Source organism: Dictyobacter arantiisoli (genome assembly GCF_008326305.1).
Classification (GTDB): domain Bacteria; phylum Chloroflexota; class Ktedonobacteria; order Ktedonobacterales; family Ktedonobacteraceae; genus Dictyobacter; species Dictyobacter arantiisoli.
On the sequence record NZ_BIXY01000015.1, the window covers coordinates 15,259 to 35,636 of the forward strand.

The 20,378-nt window shown below is 48.4% G+C and carries 14 protein-coding genes; 6 read left to right on the forward strand and 8 right to left on the reverse strand.

Features of this window, described 5'->3' with window-relative positions:
* The first annotated feature begins 291 nt into the window (after positions 1 to 291).
* Both glyA and F1593_RS06960 read left to right on the forward strand, forming a co-directional pair.
* Positions 292 to 1,587, forward strand: a complete 1,296-nt coding sequence (glyA, locus tag F1593_RS06955) for a serine hydroxymethyltransferase (protein ID WP_149400836.1) — start codon at positions 292 to 294, stop codon at positions 1,585 to 1,587.
* Positions 1,588 to 1,856: 269 nt separating this feature from the next.
* Positions 1,857 to 3,716, forward strand: coding sequence for a serine/threonine protein kinase (locus tag F1593_RS06960; protein ID WP_149400837.1), 1,860 nt, complete (start codon positions 1,857 to 1,859; stop codon positions 3,714 to 3,716).
* A gap of 161 nt (positions 3,717 to 3,877) precedes the next feature.
* Here the strand turns inward: F1593_RS06960 and ligA are convergent, their stop codons facing one another.
* The 4 genes from ligA to F1593_RS06980 all read right to left on the reverse strand — a co-directional run bounded on the left by ligA (position 3,878) and on the right by F1593_RS06980 (position 10,291).
* The gene (ligA, locus tag F1593_RS06965; protein ID WP_149400838.1) at positions 3,878 to 5,968 is read right to left on the reverse strand and encodes an NAD-dependent DNA ligase LigA; all 2,091 of its coding nucleotides are present in this window, start codon (positions 5,966 to 5,968) and stop codon (positions 3,878 to 3,880) included.
* A 66-nt stretch (positions 5,969 to 6,034) separates the two neighbouring features.
* Positions 6,035 to 6,322 (reverse strand): putative quinol monooxygenase, encoded by a 288-nt coding sequence (locus tag F1593_RS06970; RefSeq protein WP_149400839.1) that lies wholly within the window; start codon positions 6,320 to 6,322, stop codon positions 6,035 to 6,037.
* Positions 6,323 to 6,764: 442 nt separating this feature from the next.
* Entirely contained in the window at positions 6,765 to 7,853 is a 1,089-nt protein-coding gene (locus F1593_RS06975) for a phospholipase D-like domain-containing protein (protein WP_149400840.1), read from the reverse strand.
* Between the two features lie 179 nt (positions 7,854 to 8,032).
* Positions 8,033 to 10,291: a sodium-translocating pyrophosphatase gene (locus F1593_RS06980; RefSeq protein WP_149400841.1), complete on the reverse strand. Its 2,259-nt coding sequence runs from the start codon at positions 10,289 to 10,291 to the stop codon at positions 8,033 to 8,035.
* Between the two features lie 223 nt (positions 10,292 to 10,514).
* Between F1593_RS06980 and F1593_RS06985 the strand changes: the two genes are divergently transcribed.
* A complete protein-coding gene (locus F1593_RS06985) occupies positions 10,515 to 10,745 on the forward strand; it encodes a hypothetical protein (RefSeq protein ID WP_149400842.1) in 231 nt (76 codons plus the stop codon).
* On the opposite strand, the gene F1593_RS06990 is transcribed toward F1593_RS06985, so the two are convergent.
* Positions 10,742 to 12,394, reverse strand: coding sequence for a putative manganese-dependent inorganic diphosphatase (locus tag F1593_RS06990; protein WP_149400843.1), 1,653 nt, complete (start codon positions 12,392 to 12,394; stop codon positions 10,742 to 10,744). The genes F1593_RS06985 and F1593_RS06990 overlap by 4 nt on opposite strands.
* A 332-nt stretch (positions 12,395 to 12,726) precedes the next feature.
* Here F1593_RS06990 and F1593_RS06995 point away from each other — a divergent pair, with 332 nt between their 5' ends.
* The gene (locus F1593_RS06995; protein ID WP_149400844.1) at positions 12,727 to 14,286 is read left to right on the forward strand and encodes an EsaB/YukD family protein; all 1,560 of its coding nucleotides are present in this window, start codon (positions 12,727 to 12,729) and stop codon (positions 14,284 to 14,286) included.
* A gap of 43 nt (positions 14,287 to 14,329) precedes the next feature.
* Here the strand turns inward: F1593_RS06995 and F1593_RS07000 are convergent, their stop codons facing one another.
* Positions 14,330 to 15,451: a polyprenyl synthetase family protein gene (locus F1593_RS07000; RefSeq protein ID WP_149400845.1), complete on the reverse strand. Its 1,122-nt coding sequence runs from the start codon at positions 15,449 to 15,451 to the stop codon at positions 14,330 to 14,332.
* A 75-nt stretch (positions 15,452 to 15,526) separates the two neighbouring features.
* A complete protein-coding gene (locus F1593_RS07005) occupies positions 15,527 to 16,021 on the reverse strand; it encodes a hypothetical protein (protein WP_149400846.1) in 495 nt (164 codons plus the stop codon).
* A gap of 383 nt (positions 16,022 to 16,404) precedes the next feature.
* Between F1593_RS07005 and folP the strand changes: the two genes are divergently transcribed.
* Together folP and F1593_RS07015 are read left to right on the forward strand one after the other, a co-directional pair.
* On the forward strand, positions 16,405 to 17,283 hold the full coding sequence (folP, locus tag F1593_RS07010; protein ID WP_149400847.1) for a dihydropteroate synthase: 879 nt from the start codon (positions 16,405 to 16,407) through the stop codon (positions 17,281 to 17,283).
* A gap of 16 nt (positions 17,284 to 17,299) precedes the next feature.
* Positions 17,300 to 18,718, forward strand: coding sequence for a bifunctional folylpolyglutamate synthase/dihydrofolate synthase (locus tag F1593_RS07015; RefSeq protein ID WP_172631928.1), 1,419 nt, complete (start codon positions 17,300 to 17,302; stop codon positions 18,716 to 18,718).
* A gap of 53 nt (positions 18,719 to 18,771) precedes the next feature.
* Here F1593_RS07015 and F1593_RS07020 read toward each other — a convergent pair whose 3' ends face one another.
* Positions 18,772 to 20,352: an asparagine synthase-related protein gene (locus tag F1593_RS07020; protein WP_149400849.1), complete on the reverse strand. Its 1,581-nt coding sequence runs from the start codon at positions 20,350 to 20,352 to the stop codon at positions 18,772 to 18,774.
* Positions 20,353 to 20,378 lie beyond the last annotated feature (26 nt).

Below are 20,378 nucleotides of genomic sequence, written 5' to 3' on the forward strand. Positions count from 1 at the left end.
TATTTGTTTAGTTGCTGACGAACTTATGCAGCTTACTTATGCAGCTTACTATGGAGTACAAAAGGTGTACAAGATAGGAATGAATCAGATATAGTTCTGTGTATGACTTATGATGAGATAGGGATGTTTTCGTATTGGAATCGCGTTGAAACGACAAATTTCTCAGTACATGGGTATTATGATTGGAGCATAGCCAGAAACTCAGCTGTTCCGTATCTAACGTTGAATGCATGGCATGTTATACTGAAGGCAACTTTGCTCAACATAGTTAGCCTGAAAGGGGAGATGTGCATGACTATTGATATACATGATATTGAAGAGATTATTCAGCAGCAAAATGTGTGGCGTCAGACGCAGACGATCAACTTAATTGCCAGTGAAAATACGCCCAGTGAGGCTGTGCGTCGGGTACAGAATTCTGATTTTATGGGTCGCTATGCCGAGGGACATCCCAATGAAGGCGAGCAGGTGAATCGCTACTATCAGGGAACGCAATACATTGACCGTATCGAGCATATGGCTGAGCATGAATTGCTGGAATTATTTGATGCTAAACAGGCTGATGTGCGGCCCATTAGTGGTAACGCAGCCAATACTGCCCTGGCATTGAGTATTTTACGCGGCGGTGATACGGTAATTGCTAATTCCACAGATGCTGGTGGACATATCAGCCATGGGGCTGTGGGTGTCTTTGGACGGCGTATTCAAGATCGTGGTCAATCGCTCAAAGTTGGTGGAAGTAATTCCATTCATCTGAACTATCTGCCATTGACGGAAGATCGGTATCATGTGAATGCGCAGAAAACTATCGAACTGGTGGATCAACTCAATCCACAACTGGTTATCCTTGGCAAGAGCCTCTTTTTGTTCCCAGAGCCTGTTTCAGAGGTTGCAGCTTTCTGCCAGACAAAAGATATACCCGTGTTGTATGATGCGGCCCATGTGCTGGGCTTGATCGCCGGAGGACAATTCCAGTCCCCCTTGCAGGAGGGGGCTACCTGGATGACGGGTAGTACCCATAAAACCTTCCCAGGTCCACAGCGTGGTATCATTCTTGGCAATCTGGGTGATCCTGCCGCACTCAAGAAATACTGGCAGCCAGCGGACCGTGGTGTCTTTCCTGGTTCATCGAGCAATCACCATCTCAATACATTGCCGGCCTTACTGGTTGCTATTCGTGAGATGAAGCGTTATGGTCAGGCGTATGCCGCTCAGATTGTACGCAATGCTCAGGCATTGGGACGGAGTTTAGATGAACTGGGCACACCGGTTGAGGCACGCGAGTTTGGCTATACACGGAGCCATATGATCGCGGTCAATGTTGCCCAATGGGATGGTGGCGTTGAGGTAGCAAAGCGACTCGAAGAAAATGATATTATTGTGAACTATAATATGCTGCCGGGTGATGCTGATCCACGCAATCCCTCTGGATTACGCATTGGCGTCTCTGAAATGACCCGCTTTGGGATGGATGAGCCTGCGATGAGTGAATTGGCTCAATTAATTCATGATGCCGTACGTGGCAAAAAGGTGAAAGATGCGGTGCATTCTTTGCGTTCTCGTTATGTAGACATGAACTATGTTTAATTTCATCTTTTGGCTGAATGTCAGGGCGCGTGTGGCAGAGATCAGGGCAAAAGAAGCGTTGTTCTGATCTCTCCAGGTACCTTTCGATACATTTGCTTGCTTTCTTTCGTTACAAAAGATGAGATCTCTTTTCTAATCACGCAAATATTTCTGGTCAATACGTCTATGTATAGTAGAAGGAATAGGATCAAGATCAGCGGGTGCGTGATAGGAACGCTCTTCATGAGCATAAAGCAAGCTATAGAATTAATAGAAGTGGATATCTTTTAATGGAAAGTAACGATCACCTCATCGGCAAACAATTGGGCACATGTGTCATGGATCGTGTCATTGGTACTGGTGGTATGGGGGTGGTCTATCTTGCACATCAGACGCGCCCTGTACGCGATGTAGCGGTAAAGGTTTTACGATCAGGTGCTGGCATTTATACAGAGGCGCATAAAGAATTTCTTGAGCGCTTCCGCCGCGAAGCTAATGTAATAGCTCGACTTGATCATGTGAATATTTTGCCTGTTTTTGAGTATGATGAGCAGGATGGGTTAGCATATCTTGTCATGCCCTATCTGGCAGGTGGTAGTTTGCGTACCTTGTTGGAAGAGCGTGGTAAACTCACAGCCCAGGAAGCCTTGAAGTATCTTGAACAGGCCGGTTCAGCTCTGCAATATGCCCATGATCATCAAATTATTCATCGCGATATTAAACCCGGCAATATGCTCTTCCATGCTGATGGTCGTCTGGTCCTGGTTGATTTTGGCATTGCTCGCATTACACGCGATAGTACGGTCAACCATACTGGTTTGTCTGATCCTTCATTGACGGCGATTGGTCAGTTTCTGGGATCTGTTGAATATATGGCCCCCGAAATGGTGCAGGGCCATAAGGTGGACCATCGAGCGGATCTCTATGAGTTAGGGATTGTCCTGTTTCAAATGTTGACAGGGCGCGTCCCATTTAAGGGAACCAGCCCGCTGTATATTGCCGCGATGCAGGTGAATGAAAAGCCGCCTTCTTTGCGACAATTGAACCCAACAATTTCTCCTGCATTGGATGCAGCAGTGCAAAAAGCTATCGCGAAGAATGCTGATGATCGCTATCATTCTGTACGTGAGATGGTGGAAGCAGTGCGTGCAGCTATTATGACGCCCTCATCGCCCTCTTTAGATGTTTTAGATGGATTAACTGGACCTACGCCCTCATTGGTCCAGGCGAAGCTAGCGATAAATAACACGATCGTTTCACAGCCATCTCAATCCGTGCCAACACCATATTATCAGCTGCAACCTCCGACGACATCTGCCAGTGGGCCCATGTATCCCTCTAATCCAATCTATAGAGATTCATCAAACATGTCGAATCCTGCAAATTTCCCAGATTCGCGTCATCTGGCACCTGGTGCTCTATCAATGAATCTTCCCCATACGTCGCCTGCTCAGTCTCAAGTACCATATCATATTGAATATGGCTCACAGCATACGCCTTATCCAGACAGTTCTGTACCCTATTCGGGAGGACATGTGGAGTTTGAGACTGCAGCGGTGCCATATTCATCCCATCAAGCCCCTCCGGCAGCCAGTGCACACACCTCTCAGAGATGGATGGGATGGATATTGGCTTTATGTATCATTATTGTCCTGGGAATAGTTGGAATTGTCTTGGCGCCGGGTCTACTCGCGCATGTATGGAGGTCTAATGGACCAGTAACGTCCGCGACGGCGACCAGTCAGGCCACGGCGACCAGCCAGGCGACGGCAACTCCCATTGCCAGTCCTACCACTTCCCTGGATCCCATCAAACAAGTGCAGGCGGAGGTTGCCACCTATTTTGATGATATCAATCAAGCACATTACCAGGACGCTTATGATCAATGGTCACTAGATTATAAAAACGCGACGACCTATCAATCATTCAAGAATGGCTATGCAATGACTCAGCATGATGATGTGACATATGATGAGGTAACACAGAATAAGGATGGCACCTATAAAGTCAATGTGCGCATTGCAGCGAACGAATACACGAATGATGGTGGTACAACGCTTAAATATTATACGGGATACTACATGGTTGGAGCGGATGCCAATGGGAATTGGAAGCTGCTGACATCTTCTAAAATACTGGCCGCATCTTGATATATTTGCAATCTTTGAGCATGTGTCCGACTCTTTTATCTTTGCAATCTGTACACATGAGTTTTCCGCTCCCGAGGTGCTCAAAACATTTTTAGTAGGTGTAGCACGAAGCATCCTTCGAACGCTTCGTGCTACACCTACTAAAGTAAGTTGCTTGCTTGCTATTTGGCTGTAGCATGTTCTTGTAATAAGTTGATCAGCCACGCTTCATCATGGATGGCGACGCCTGCTTTCTGGGCTTTTGCAAGCTTTGAGCCAGGATCTTCACCGACGACAAGATGGCTTAAGGATTTACTTACCCCTGTAGCAATCTTTCCACCCAGACGTACAATTTCTGTTTCGGCTGCCGAACGAGACATGGCCTCGAGCCGTCCTGTAAGTAAGAAGGATTGTCCAGTGAGTGGGCCAGTTTGTTCGTGTTGTTCCTCTTCCAGGGTCAGGCCAGCTGCTCGTAGCCGTTCAATGAGTGCCAGATTGTCTTGATCCTGTAACCAGTTATAGACACTTTGCCCAATTTCGGGGCCGATACCGGGTACTTTCACAATATCTTCAGCACTGGCTTGCTTTAATGCATCCATACTCATAAAAGCGTTCGCCAGAATCTGGGCTGATTTCTCACCAATATAGCGAATATTGAGGCCAAAGAGAAGTCGCCAGAAGGGTCTTTGCTTACTCGCCTCAACGGCAGCCAGCATATTATCGGCGCTCTTTTTCTTGACGCCATTCAAGGCTAAAAGCTGTTCTTCGGTTAGATGATAGAAGTCTGATAGGCTCTTGATATAGCCAGCATTGACCAATTGCTCAGACATCTTCTCACCGATTGTATCAATATCCATCGCCCCTTTAGAGACAAAGTGGCTGACACTTTGCAGAATACGTTCAGGACATTCTTTATTGGGGCAGTAAGCCATGGCTTGATCAGGAACACGGATAATCGGTGTGTTACAGGAAGGACAATTGTCTGGTAGATGATAGACTTCTTCGTTTCCTGTTCGATGCTCAACGACAGGCTTGACGACTTGTGGTATGACCTCACCAGCACGTTGTACTAATACCCAATCTCCAACACGTAAATCTTTGCGTTGAATATCACCTTCATTATGCAGAGAGGCACGTGATACGGTTACGCCACGAATATTGATTGGTTCAAGGACGGCCCAGGGATTCATTGATCCCGTGCGACCAACATTGACACGGATATCTAACAGGCGCGTTGCGACCTGTATGGGAGGATACTTGAAGGCAATGGCCCAGCGTGGATCGCGGGCTACGGTGCCCAATTCTTCTTGATGGGCGAGATCATTGATCTTAATTACCACACCATCGATTTCGTATGGCAGGTTAAAGCGCTCTTTTTCCCACTTATTGCAATAGGCCATAACCTCATCCAGGTCATGCGCCATTTGCACATGAGGATTGACCGGAAAGCCCCACTCGCGAATCAACTGGAGTGTATCCCAATGGCTGGTGATGCGCATGCCTTCGACATAACCAATCTGATAACCAAAGAAACTCAGATTACGGCTGGCTGTCACCCGTGGATCTTTCTGGCGGAGAGAGCCAGCGGCAGCATTGCGGGGATTGGCGAAGAGATGGGTGTCGGTCAACTCTTCGTTGAGCTTCTCAAAGCTCTGGATGGGCATATAGATCTCACCGCGCACTTCAACCCTGGAAGGAATCTGTTTCCCGCGTAACTTCTTTGCAATGGTATGGATGGTGCGAACATTCGCGGTCCAATCCTCTCCGACGAGACCATCGCCGCGCGAAGCCCCCATGACTAAACGTCCCTGCTCGTAGGTAAGTGCCATGGCAAGCCCATCGATTTTGAGCTCACAGACATAGCTAAATGTGGCATTGGGAAGAATATTTTGTGCGCGCCTATGCCAATCAAGAAGTTCTTGCTCGCTACGAGCATTCGCCAGGCTGAGCATCGGCACAGGATGTCGATGTTGCGAGACATCTTGAACCGGCCCCGTACCCACATGTTGCGTTGGCGACTCTGGTGTTTGCAGTTCAGGATGATCGTGTTCAATTCTTTGAAGTTCTATCATCAATTGATCATATTCAGCATCCGTTAATACTGGATTATCATTGATATAGTACTGGTAGTTCGCTTCCTCAATCTGATGACGTAGCTTTGCGATGTGTGCTTCTAGCTTTTCCTCTTCGCTCCCACCATCTTGCAAGAATGGCTTTTGGATCTGTTCCTCAGGTTTCTCGCGCTCTCGTTGCCCATCATGGACATTTGACATACTCTTCACTCCTGCCAAAAGTTTTTTTCTGTGGGTTACTGTTTTGTTCTCTCTCTCTTATTCTTTTTAGTAGACGTGATAGTGGAGAACTTCTGGATTTTCCTTATAGAGACCATTGATCGGGTCACGCCACTGCTTAAACAAATCACTATTTCGGAAATCCTGCGTATGAGCTTCCAGTGAAGACCAGACGACCGATAACATATAGCGTCCCGGCTTTTCAACACAGCGGGTAGCATTGGCTGAAATGCACTCAGGATGTTGACGAATAAACTCGATACCTTGAATGATACCCTGACCTAATTCTTCTTCTTTGCCCGCAAGTGCGATGAAAATTGCAACCTCGGTAACCATTATGAAATGCTCCTTGTTGATAGAAATGATGAGTAAATTTCATCGTATAATCAGAGCGATTTTCCCATGCGGCAAACCTACAATGGGATGAGTAAATGCCTCTCTGATCAACTCTGTTATCCTATCATGATACACGAGCCAATGTCTATCGTAGCTACAGAAGCCTTTTGAAGACACTTTACATGATCGCTCCCTTGCTACACGGCAGCTTACGAAATCTTTTTCAACGTCAAAGGTGCGGAAATTCCTGACAGGAGGATACGGAAACCAATCATAGCTCATGCTGTATAATCAGCAAAACAATAATAATCAGAATAACAACAACAATAACCGCCGTCGTTACAACAAAGGTGGATGCTCATTCTTCCCTGGCCTGCCAGCAACTGGCAAGGATCCAATAAGCATGCTCTCACTTGATATAGGTAGAGTGTGCAGAGGGGGTTCAGGTTTGTTGAGATACGGACCAGTCCTGTTGGAATGTTTGTTGTAATGCATTCAGCGCCGTTGCATCGCTAATGACAATTCCTAATTCTCGGTTTGCTGTGAGCGAGGCGGTAGAGATATTCTCAGAGCCTACAAAGGCCTTTTGCTGATCTACAATGATGATTTTTGCATGCATATAGAGTTGGGTATCTTCTTTGATCTGGATACCACCCTGTTTGATCTCTGTGATACCCGCACTATTATTGTCAGTGGGGGAATTGTTATTGGATGGAAGGATAACCTGGACCTGGATGCCTCGTTTCTTGGCATTGACCAATGCCTGCTCGATTGAGTTATCCTGCATTTCCTCTGCTTCAATCATGAGCGATTGCTTTGCCGTTTGAATAAGCGCCAGGAAGGTAGAGCGTGAGTTTACTGGACTAACTACCAGGTGTGTACTACTGAATGTGACCTGGGTGCGTCCCCAATCTGCCAGAAAGATACTCTCAACATCTTGTACATCGGCACTATTGTTATCAATAATGCCATATTCGCGGTTTTGAAGCGTACGGCTGCTCCCCAGTGCTGACAGGGTAAAATTGCTCGTCATAATGTATGCGCTATGGTGATCAATGACCATGCCTTTTTCATGCGTCAATGCAAACTGTGGGTTTGTTGTTTGTGTAGTGACTCCCGCTGCTCGCAAGCGATCTAGCGTCTGGTTCGGAGCAACGGAGCCACTACCATAAGGATGATCCTCAAGCATTACACGGACATCGATCTGACGTTGTGCAGCGTCTTCTAATGCTTGGATTATCTTCTTATCGGTGAGGAGATACATTTCCAACCAGACTGATTTTTTCGCACCGGCGAGTGCTGATATAATCACATTCTCTCCATCTGCCGGTTCTATAAACAGTTTGACGTTTTGGGCCCCCTGAAGGACCACGCCCGGGTTTGTTGTACCTGTTGTTGCGTTGCTACTCTGCTCATGATTGGGGTTTCCACCAAAAATGGAGACATTCTGGCAACCTGTTAAGAGTAGACAAAGCATACCCATAATTAGAGCATACCAGATGGATTTTGATCGTGTTAATAAATGGTTCAAAAAAACTCCCTCTATCTTCCCTCATACATGCGCCCGCTTATCATTGAACAGCTTCCTGCTATATATATACAGCGCAAACTTAGAAAAATGGAAAAAAATGGGAGAGGGGAGGGAAATAGGAGATGCGGCCTTGATTCTATACAGACGCAAGGCCGCACACAGGTTTTGGTGCTGGACAATCAGGGATGGAGGGCGATGAAGAGTGGTGCGAGCACCAGAGTAATAGTACTTAGCAATTTGATAAGTACGTGTAGCGAGGGCCCAGCGGTGTCTTTGAATGGATCACCAACGGTATCGCCAACAACGCTGGCCATATGGGCTTCGCTCTTTTTGCCGAGTACAGTACCGGTAGTATCATTGCGCCCAATCATCTCCCCCTGCGCATTGACACGCAGGTAGCCAGCTTCAATGTATTTTTTTGCATTATCCCAGGCACCACCTCCGTTATTAAGTACCAGTGCCAGCACAATGCCGCCCATGGTACCTACCATCAGGAATCCTGCTACAGCTTGTGGTCCCAGCACGGAGCCGACTATGACAGGAGTAAAGACGGCGACAATACCAGGGAGGATCATCGCATGTAAAGCACCTCGAGTACTGATATCAACGCAGCGTGCATAATCTGGATCAACCCGGTCCTCAACCCGTTCAGCCATAATCTTAGGATTTTCGCGGAACTGCCGACGTACCTCTTCGATCATGCGTTTCGCTGCATCACCGACGGCGCGAATGGCGAGCGAGCTAAAGAAGAAGATCAGCGTGAGACCGATCAACGCGGCGATAAAGACCAGGATGTTCGCCAGATCAACGCTATAGACAGTAGGATTTTTCTTGTATGAGTAGAGCACATCCAGGTATGCACTGAAAAGCAGGAAAGCGGCCAGTGCTGCTGAACCAATGCCATACCCTTTTGTAAGTGCCTTGGTAGTATTCCCAACGCCATCAAGCGCGTCTGTAATATCGCGAACGGTTTCGGCCTCACCACTCATTTCGGTGATACCACCAGCATTATCTGTAATCGGTCCAAAGGTATCCATCGCTAAAATGTAGGCACAACTCATCAACATACCCATGGTAGCTACTGCTGTGCCAAAGATGCCTCCAACATTAATCACACCTGGATTGGTTGCGACACTGATTGGAATACTTACCTGACTACCAAAGAAAAATGAAAGTCCCAATGCTGCTGCAATGGCTAATATTGGCAAGGCGGTACATTCAAAAGCTACCGACATGCCAGTGATAATGGTTGTCGCAGGTCCTGTCAGGGTTGCGCCAGCGATCTCACGTACCGGTCGCCATGTGCCTGCTGTATAGTATTGCGTAATGAACACGAAGGCTATACTGAGGAGAATACCCACCGTACCAGCCAGACCAAACCATGCCCAGGCGGGTAAGTTATGCGCGCTCAGGTTTTGACCACCAAGCATCAGATAACTCCCGACAAAGATGCCAATCACTGAGAGCACACAGGTAATGTAGTAGCCAATATTCAGTTGTTTCATGGCGATCTCACCCGGATCGCGTCCCGCCGCTTTATCGGGTTCAATAACGACGGAAGGTCTGACGTAGAGGAGGCCAATAGCAGAGGCAATCAGGCCAAAGGCACGTACTACCAGCGGGAAGAGAATCCAGCCAGGATTTTTGGTAGCCAGGTAAAGGGCAACGCCCAGAATCATGGCACCGATATTCTCGGCTGCCGTTGACTCAAACAGATCCGCACCACGGCCAGCGCAATCTCCCACATTATCTCCCACCAGATCTGCGATCACAGCAGGATTACGTGGATCGTCTTCTGGAATGCCAGCTTCTAGTTTGCCAACCAGATCAGCTCCCACATCGGCGGCCTTTGTATAAATTCCACCACCAAGCTGGGCAAAGAGTGCGACAAAACTAGCACCAAAGCCAAAGCCTACAATGAGAGATGGAACTTTGTCGATGCTGTTGCCAATGCTGTATAAGAGGAAGATGATTGAGACGCCCAGGAGCGAGAGGGCTACGACCAGGAAACCAGAGACTGCACCCCCACGCAGCGAAACCATCAGAGCCTCACCCAGGCTACGTGTTGCGGCACTGGCTGTGCGGCTATTTGATTTGACCGCCACATACATGCCGATATAGCCCGAAACACCTGAGCAGAATGCACCAATGAGGAATGCCACAGCGGTACGCCATGCCAGATCAAACTTTGTTGGACTATCCCCATTGCTGAGCAGGTAGAGGACAGCCGCAACGACGATTGCCGCTACAATAGAGAGGATTGAGATGGTGCGGTATTGTCGATTGAGGAACGCCATGGCGCCTTTAAAAATGGCGTTGGCGACCTTTTGCATGGCAGGAGTACCAGTATCTTTGCGTAATACAAAGCTGGCAAGATAACCAGCAAAGGCTATAGCAAGAACTCCTACAACGATTGGAACCCAGATATAGTTGCTCACGATAAAACTGCCTCCTTATGAACCGGGTAAGAAGTTCGTCGCATATCAACAGTGATAGCAAGGACATCGTGATCGAACCATGTTAGAAGTAAACTATCGCATTCTAGCTACAGAACCTGAACGTACTGAGGACTGCGAAGTGTTTGTGGAATTTTTACAATAGCCACTTCTATCTAACGAGGAGTACCCAAGTTGTATCATAGTGTAACATAGTGAATGGTAGATGGCAAGAGCACAAGCTTTATTAGCAGAGCTTTTCTTTGTTCTCAAGAAAACAGAGGTCGATTTAATAGACTGTTTCATAATAGATGGGTTTGGCGGCTCACCTACAATCCGGATTGTAGGTGAGCCGCCAAACCCATCTATTGATGCGTGCTACGGACGCATGGACAGAGCAAAAGCAAAGAGCGTTAAGGTTGTTTCTCAGGCTGGTATCGCATGCATTATTGTTTAGTGTACGCCGCTTGTTTCTGAGAGAATGGTTTCAATGCGCTCTAACTGTGGGACAACTTGTTTTTTACGTGAAACCAGGCCCTCAACCACAATCGAGCCTCCATCGGCTTCCAGTGGACGCCCAAACGCTTCAGCAACAGCTTGTTCTCCACCGCAGATCAGCAGATGGCAACGCATATTGATAATATCCACAATCATAAACAAGAAGGAGGTGTACGCACGCTCTTGCAGAATATGCAGCATTGTTTCCTTCAGCTCATCCATACGAGATTCAACTGTGGCTGGACTGGCAGTTTCAACGGTTCCTACTGCGAATTTATGGTTTTGGACTGTGAATTCTTTAAAATCAGATGTGATTAATGCTTCGGCTGGCTTATCGGTCAGATCTTGTGCTGCGGCCGCAAAAATAGCCTGCCCGTATTCTTCAAGATCCTCGCCAGCAATGGCAGCCAGCTCGGCGGCAACGCGCTCATCGCGTGCTGTGCAGGTTGGGGAGCGGAGAATAAGCGTATCGGTGAGTAATCCGGCCAGTAAGACTCCCGCTATCTCTTTAGGAATTTCCACACCGGCTTCGTGATAAAGATTGGTAATAATCGTGCCTGTGCAGCCAACTGGATCAGCCCGGAACAAAATTGGCTTATTTGTATGAACATCTGCAATGCGGTGATGATCAATAATACCTAGCAGTTCCGTTTCTTCAATACCATCAACGGCCTGTGTGCGTTCATTATGATCCACGAGATAGACCCGTTTTGGTCGCGCTTTGATGAGATCTGTACGCGAAATGTAACCGACCAGTTTGCCATTGTGATCCACCACGGGCATGGAGCGCAAACGGGCCAGGGCTGGTTGTACATCACTCATATGATCATCAGGGTGGCAGAATGTGAACTCGCGATTCATGATTTCTGAGGTCTTAATGCTCAGGTTGATCAGGCGTACTACAGTGAAGGTATGGTGGGCAGTGCTGATAACCATGACACCTTGTTGACGTGCGGCTGCCAGCGTGCGTTCAGAGATCAATAGATCACCAGTGATTACCAGTGCGGCGGCACCATGTTCGATGGCCATCAACTGAGCATCTTCACGGTCTCCAATAACAACAAGGCACCCTTCCTCAACATAATCGACCATCGTTTCTGCTTCCATTGCGCCTACCAGAACGCGGCTACCGAGTTTGCGCCGTCCTTCAACCAGCACGCGTCCTTTGAGGACACTGACAAGATTGGCACGTTGCAACGGAATTCGATTTAACGAGGAAGGATCTAAATCATTAAAGTACAGTTTAGCAAGATCATCGTGGGCAATCATACCCTTAACAAAGTTTTCGTCATCAATGACTGGCATCGAACCACGATTGTGCTGCTGGAGTAATTGGCCAGCCTCAAATACTGGTTGGTCAACGTACGCAGAAATAATGCCACGGCGCATAACGTCGCGCACCTGAAGGTAAACATCTTCCAAGGCCTCGGGGACGTCGAGTTGAAACCGATTCAGCACAAACTGAATCTCTGGCTTCAAGTCCCCATGACGGGCGGGAATGGCCTGATCTTCGCCTTGCGCACGCAAAAGATATGCATAGGCAATAGCGGAGGCTACTGAATCCATATCGGAATTCTTGTGCCCCATTACATAAATTGGTCTTGTCATACAATAGATCTCCGGCTTTGGGTCGAGTTGCTCATCATTCTCTTTTTTGGAATATTTCGGGCGACCTTACAGTCAGCCTACGTCTATTATGAATAGCATCGTCAAGCTTTTCTGTGTGTTTAATACATACCCTTCAATCTTTTCCGAGAATATTTATCGCTATCATATCACAGAACCACCTCCCTGTATTCCTTTCTTGTTTCTGTTTCCTTGTGCTCATCTGTTAGAAGACTTGCTTCTAGTCTTTACTAGCCTTTTTGGTTAATCTCGATGAAAAAAGGAGACCTGGCGTGCTACACTATACATAATGGAAGAGACATAGGAGGGTCTACATGCAGAAATATGAAGTATTAATAGATGGAAGTGGATTTGGAAATCCATTTCCTATAGCTGTGGCAATGGATATGCCTATTGCTGTACTTATGCCTGAATTGGTACGAACGTTACATCTACCAGAAAAAGATTTATTTGGTAAACCTCTCGTTTATGTTTTGCGACATGCCACCAGTGGTCGTATTCTTCCAAACAATCAATCGCTACGTGCTGCTGGTATTTTGCCTGGTATGCATCTTACTTTGGATTCTTCAATCACGGAGAATGTGCCTGTACCTCCTGTACCTCTTGCATCTACTGAACTGGAACCTGCGCAAGCCGCGCTGGTCACTCCTCTCGCATCCACTGTAACCGTGCTATCGTCTCCTTCCTCTCCATTCCAGTTGAACAAAGATCTTCATGCATCGGATACTCTTTCAGATGCAGCGTCATTCGCAACGTTTCCCGCAACAGAGGATGTTCAGGCGCTGAGTACAAAGAAACAAGGCGAAGTATCGCGACGCACGTTCCTATTAAGTTTTGGGGCGCTCTGTGGTATCGGAGGGATTGGTTTAGCTTATGCTGCGTACCGTTCTTTATTACCAGTCGGAACGGCACTGCCTGTACATACTGCCCCTGCTCCAACCACACGTCCTGTTGTACAGCGAGCGGTGGTTGCCAGAGCGCGCTTGACGTTTACAAAGCATGCGCAATTTGTGCGTACTGTTGTCTGGTCACCTGACGGAACACTATTGGCGAGTGGTGCTGAAGATGCGCATGTCTTTCTTTGGAATCAGAATGGCGTCGTGCAACATGATTTGCAACTGCCAGGTGGTGTTCATGGGCTTGCTATGTCACCTGATGGTACTCATCTTGCAACGGGCGCCAACACGCAGGTAGCATTCTGGGATACGCATACTGGTCGGCGGGTGGCACACTCAAATCATCGCCATACCCAGGCAGTAAATGGGGTGGCATGGGCAACTCAAAATGCGCAGCAAATCGTTTCAGTCGGCGCTGATGAGCGTGCAATTGTCTGGGAGCCACAGCATTATCAGGCGCAGTTAACTTATAAACGACAAGCCACACCGCTTACTGCCGTTTCATGGAGTCCCGATGGACAGACGGTAGCTACATCCTCTCAAGATGGTATGGTGCATGTCTGGAAGGCTGCTACGGGTCAGGACAACCATGGTTTTTATCAGGATAGCCAATTCGCGACGCGTGCCCTGGCCTTTGCCCCAGGCGGGATGCAACTTGCCACTGGTAGCGATGATGGGATAGTACGCCTCTGGAATGGACTTCGCTGTATAAATGATGGGATGCAATGTATGGATGCTCCTCAACGGCTCCAAATTTCAAAAGCAGCTATCCGAGCCCTTTCCTGGTCTCCTGATGCCCGTTTTCTGGCTGTTGGAACCAATGATGGTAGGCTTGTCTTGCTACAGACCACATTGCAGATGAAGCAGGTTTTTGCTCAAAATCTGGGAGAGATTGTCCGTAGCATTGTTTGGTCACCTGATGGCAAGCAGTTAGCCACAGGGAGTGGGAGCAAAGTAACGCTCTGGGATATCATGTAAACATGTAAAAAGCTTTTGTGCTTACATGATATCCCACTTGTGGCTAATAAGCCGCGGTTTCGACGAATTGAATCATTACTTTCATATCGCCGATGGCTCGACTGGATAAGGATGTGTTAGTGGTGGGATCTGACACAGCATCCAGAGCCTCATATGCGGTCTGGCATTGCTGTTGTAGGAAGGTGCGACAATAAGCCTGCGTCTGTGTACGTGCGAGAATTGCCAATACCTGCGTGGCTTGTTCACTATCCATCGGTGTTTCCTGACTATAGATTGTTTGGAGTATTTGAAGATCCTGGCTGTTCGCATGTTCAAGTGCATGGAGAATAGGCAGGCTTTTTTTACGGCGATAGATATCCCCTGCCTGTGTCTTCCCCAGTTCTTCGGATGTTGCCCAGACACCAAGCACATCATCACGTACCTGAAAGGCAATCCCGATGGCTTGTCCAAAACTGGCTAAACGTTGAATCGTAGACTGATCACGTGTACCCAGCATCGCGCCCATCTCAGCGGCGCAGCGCATCAGGGCTGCTGTTTTGCGACCGATCATATCAAGATACATCGAGACAGAAATATCCTGGCGTTGCTCAAAGCTGATATCCAGATATTGGCCTTCTGCGATTTCCAGCACGGTACGATCCAGGACAGAGCCTAAATGTGCGGCGATATCGCCTTCTACTCCGTTTTCCAGTACCCCCCAGAGTGCAAAGCGTGCCAGGCCAAACATACCATCGCCTGTATTGATGGCTTGTGGTACGCCCCAGATATTCCAGAGCGTGGGACGATGGCGGCGCTCTGTATCACCATCTTCGATATCATCGTGAATCAAGGTGAAATTATGGGTAAGTTCGATAGCGACTGCCGCAGAGAGGGCGCGTTGTAGATAACTCTCTGGAGAGGTAGCATCTTTTGCCAGTTCCCAGGCTCCTGCTGCCTCATAAGCCAGGAGAAGTAAGGTTGGACGCAGCAATTTTCCAGGATTACTTCTGGTGAGTATCAGATTAGCATCTACCCAGCCCAGATGGTATTGCATTTGTCCATAATAAGCATCAAGGGCAGCAATCCCGGTTGCGCCAGCGACCTTCTGCAGTGTCGAGCGCAAGGCTGCGTCAATTGAACGCTGATGCCTGAGCAGAGCGGATTGTAAAGTTGTCGATAAGACCATGAATATGATGATACGAGATGGTATAGCGCGTAATCGCTATGCGCCTCGTCCCCTTTCTCTCCTCTGTTGCCGATGTTATGGGTGTAGATAGAAGAAAACACCGGCTGCAATGGTGCCAACTACTACGACTGTGCGTGCCAGTCCACGAATACCACCAATTCTACGCAATGGCGAACACATATCGCAATAGCGATTAATATATTGGTATCGATGTCCTCGCAATCCCTCACGTGCAATGACGACATCTTCGTCCTTGCTCTGGGTATGCAAATCGTCGCAGATATAGCGGCCGCAGCCATGACAATTCGATTGGTCTACATAATGAGTGGTTTTTGAGAGAGACCACTGATCTGGATAGACCTGGGAACCACAGACATAACACACCTGTGTTTGTGCCAGCTTCATCTGTTTTTCAGCGCAAGGTGAATGTTGTTGCTTGGGGAAATGTTCCTGACAGAAGCACATATGGCAATCAGGACAACGCCCCAGCGCTTCCTCAGAGCATTCGTGGCAACGACGAGCGGCATTAACACTACGTTGATAAGTTTGTGTCTCAGTGGTGTTTTGCATACGTATTTTTATCCCCAGTCGTTATTGGATGATCACAAAAATAAAGTGATCGTATGTATACAATAAAGATGTTTAAAAACGTGCCTACAGGTAGTATAGCACTGGTAGATCTGTGTGGTATAACGAATAAGGCTCTCATCTTGTGTTAGAGGGGCCTGAAAGACCTATTTACTCTCGCTTTGCATGCTCTTTTTTCCCTGTTTTGTGTAGCCAGGAGTAATGTGTGTACATGATTCAATTGAGCGCTGGAGAGAGTTGTGTATAGAGAATGGTATCGTCAGTTGTTATTTTATAGAATAGCAACCCCTCTCTGGTATTTTCATATGGTAGCGAACACGGTATGATGATGACAGTGTTATGTCGCTAGCAAAGGATGATTATTTATGGCTGCATCTGTCAATAATACTTTCCCGCCGATGAGTTGGGGTGAGCATACAGTTATCTGGGGCCAACAGACATATGTGATGGGGATTGTGAATGCAACGCCCGATTCTTTTTCTGGTGATGGCTTACAAACTGCTGTGGATTGGGTCCAGCGTGCTGTAGAGCAAGCCCGGCATTTTGTGGCACAGGGAGCGCGGTTTATCGACGTCGGTGGGGAATCTACCAATCCCCATGCGACCTTTGTAGAGGTGGCAGAGGAAGCTGCCCGTGTTGTTCCAGTTATCCAGGCGCTACGGACGGCACTACCAGCGGAAATAATTATTTCGATAGACACATATAAAGCAGCAGTGGCCTCTCAGGCCCTTGAGGCAGGGGCGGACATGATTAATGATATCTGGGGGCTACAGCATGATCCTGAGATGGCTACCGTTGCTCATGAGCATGCTGTGCCGGTAATCTTGATGGCGAATATGCGTGGCTCTACCAGATACGAGATTGTGAGTGATGTCATCCGTTTTTTATCCGCCTCGATTGAGCGTGCATTGAAAGCTGGCATTGCCTGGGAGCGGATTATGGTTGATCCAGGCATCGGGTTTGGTACAACGCCTGAAGAAAACTTGATACTGCTTCGCCGCCTGGGCGAGTTGCGTGTGCTGGGACGGCCCATACTATTGGGTACTTCGCGCAAAGCGACAATTGGTCTGGTACTGGGCGGTTTGCCACCATCAGAACGATTAGAGGGAACGGCTGCCACTGTGGCCTCAGGCATTACTCAGGGGGCGGATATCGTTCGTGTGCATGATGTACCTGAAATCATGCGCGTTGTGAAAATGAGCGATGCTATTGTGCGCGGAACATGGTCACAAACTGAGGTGTAAAAAGGAGAGCACTCTTATGAATTATCAAGCAGCATTAGATTATATTTATGGTTTTACCGATTATGAACGCAGTGGAAAATATACCAGAGATCGTACTGAAAATATTTCGCGCGAGGTTGAATTATTAAAGTTATTGGGTAATCCCCAGGAACAGTATAGCAATACATTGATTGCGGGTACCAAAGGAAAAGGCTCAACAGCTGCTTATATAGAGCGTGTGTTACGTGCGGCAGGCCTGCGCACTGGCCTGTATACCCAGCCTGATTTACACACGTTCCGTGAACGATCACAGGTTAGCGGTCGGCTGATTAGTGAGCAAGAGGTAGCGGATCTGATACCAGAGCTACGTACAGCGGTTGAGCATATTCAGTCCAGGGAAGCATTTGGTCCATTTATTACCTATGAAGTAGGCACTGCACTGGCTTTCCTGTATTTCGCACGTCAGCAGGTTCAACATGCCGTTGTCGAGGTGGGCCTGGGAGGACGCCTGGATGCGACCAACGTTACCCATCCTCTGGTTTCGGTCATAGCTTCGATTAGCTATGATCATATGAGTATTCTTGGTGATACGCTGGCAAAAATCGCGACCGAAAAGGCGGGCATCATTAAACAGAATGGCATTGTGGTGACTTCAGCCCAGTCTCCAGAAGCTCTGCTGGCAATTGCTGAGATTGCTCGTCAGCGGCAAGCCCAGATGATACGAATTGGAAGTATAGCGGGTGATCCAGCTGAAGCTGAAGTGGCAGCCGGTAAATTACCTCCTTTGAGTTATCACTATCAGGTGCTTGAGCAGCATGAGACTGGACAACGCTTCTCAATACAAACCCCTGCTGGTAGCTATATGGATCTGGAGACACCGTTAGTCGGTGTGCATCAGGTGGAGAATGCAACGCTGGCCCTGGCAACGTTGGAGGCTTTACGTGAGAAAGGGATTGCATGGGATGAGGCGGCCTTACGCGCCGGATTTGCGGCAGTACGTTGGCCTGCACGTATTCAGATTGTGGGACGCGCACCGACTATTGTGGTTGATGGCGCTCATAACGCTGACTCAATGCAAAAATTACTGGCAACCTTGCATTCAATCTTCGAGGCCCATCGTGTGCTGTGTGTGGTCGGAGTGAATAAGGATAAAGATCTCTCTCATATGATACAGGAACTGGCGCAGGTTGATGCAGTCATTCTTACACATGCTAATAATCCACGTGCTGTGTCGCCAGTTGAACTACAGGCACTTTTTGAGGAATATGCACCACATGTACCGATCTATCTGGCTGAAACCACGAACCAGGCACTAGATCTGGCGCTAGATCTGGCTGACCAACATGATCTGATTTGTGCGACCGGTTCGCTCTATCTGGCGGGTGAGGCGTTACGCTGGGCTGCGGCCCATGGCGATGCTGTGGCTGCCTCGGGCATCGAGGGGACCGATCATTAAAGCTTAATGGTAGCCTTCACCGTTACGGTAAAGGCTACCATTAAGCTTTATATTTATGACCAGCCTTCGATAGAGAATAATGTGTAGAGGAGTTGGGTGGTGAAGATAAAGAGGAGGTCTGCTGAAATGGCTTTGTGGGCTGCTTGCTGTTGCAGGAGCATTTGAACTGTTTGTGGATTGAAGATGCCGGTCTGACGAATCGCTTCTGGTGTCAGGGTATGGGCGATGCTGGCAGTATTGCATATTTGTTCTGGCGTAGGAGCCGGGATGTTAAGCGGAAGGATGGCTGGATGCGCTGGAATGTCCAACTGCTCATGTTGTAGCAGCGCGGTAAGAATGCCTTTGTCTTGTAGCAGGTTTGCGCTGTTGACCATTGTTTCCATGACATATGGCGTTAGAAATGGTGAGCGGAGTACCATGCTTTCGTGGATTGCGAGTTGTTGCCAGGGCAGCATCAGCCTATCAGCCAGGTCGAGGTGGAGACCAAGATAATGCTGGCTTTGGAGACTATCTGGAAACTGTCTGGCCCGACGGATCAATTTTTGGGCGTGACGTGTCTCTTCCCATGCTTCCTCCTTCTGTAGCTGTTGCCTGACGTCTCCTGACCAGAGTTGGGAACTGATGCTTTCTGCTGGCATACGCGGTTGCCTAAGGGCGGTCAGCCAATCTTCTCTTTCTGGCTGGAGCGGATCTGAGGTGGTTAATCCGAGCAGTGCCTGGGCACCCAGCCCGCTAAAAGCGATGCGTGCTCCAGTGATCTGAGCTGCCGTATGCAGAAGCTGATAGATCGCAAGGGAGCGTGTATCACGGCAAGGCGCTTCGATCCCCAGTAATGTGGCGTTCCAGCCCTCTGGATCACTATTGGCAGTGATCGCCAGGAGGGATAAATCGTACATGTCTGTGACTCGTTGCACGTTTTTCCATGCTTTGGTAGCTAACATTTTTGATGTACCCAATGCGGCTGCAGAAAGCGGTTCTTGGATGTGAGATGCCAGATAGGCTGCGACCAAACTGGAGGCGGAACTGCCACTGATGAGACTGATGATCTTGTCGTGTGAGGGTTGTAATGAACTGATGGCTTGTTTGAGTAGTGTTTGAACGTTTGCTGCCAGATCTTCATGTGGAAGTGGAGCGACCAGTGAAAAATCGCTGGCCGGGCTGACCACTGTTTTAGTGTGTTGCCAGCGTAGAATAGAGCCTGCTGGTACGACGTGAATATCTTTAAAGGCTGTCCAGGGGGCAGGGATAAAGCCATGGCGTCTCAGGGCCTCCAGGGCCGCGATATGCAGGCACCGGGGAACCCCAACTGCAAAGAGGGCTTTGATCTCGCTGGCAAAGAGCAAATTGCCTGGAGCTGGCCAATCTTCAATGTAGAAGAGCGGATAGGCACCTGTCAGCGGACGTCGATAGACCAGGGTACGGCGATCGGGCACCCAGTCCAGTACCGCTGATTCCTTCTGTTGCGGCATACTGTAGGCCGTATCAGCAAAGGCGATAAGCCCGGACCCGGCCTGGACACTGCGTGCGGTTTCCCCGCCATGCCGTTCCAGTATGCCGCCCATTGCCGTTAAGGTCTGTTCAATAATCTCCGGTGGTACTTGTTCGCCTGTCAGCCATCCTGCGAGCACGGGCATTGGTTCATCGCCTTTCTGCAATCACC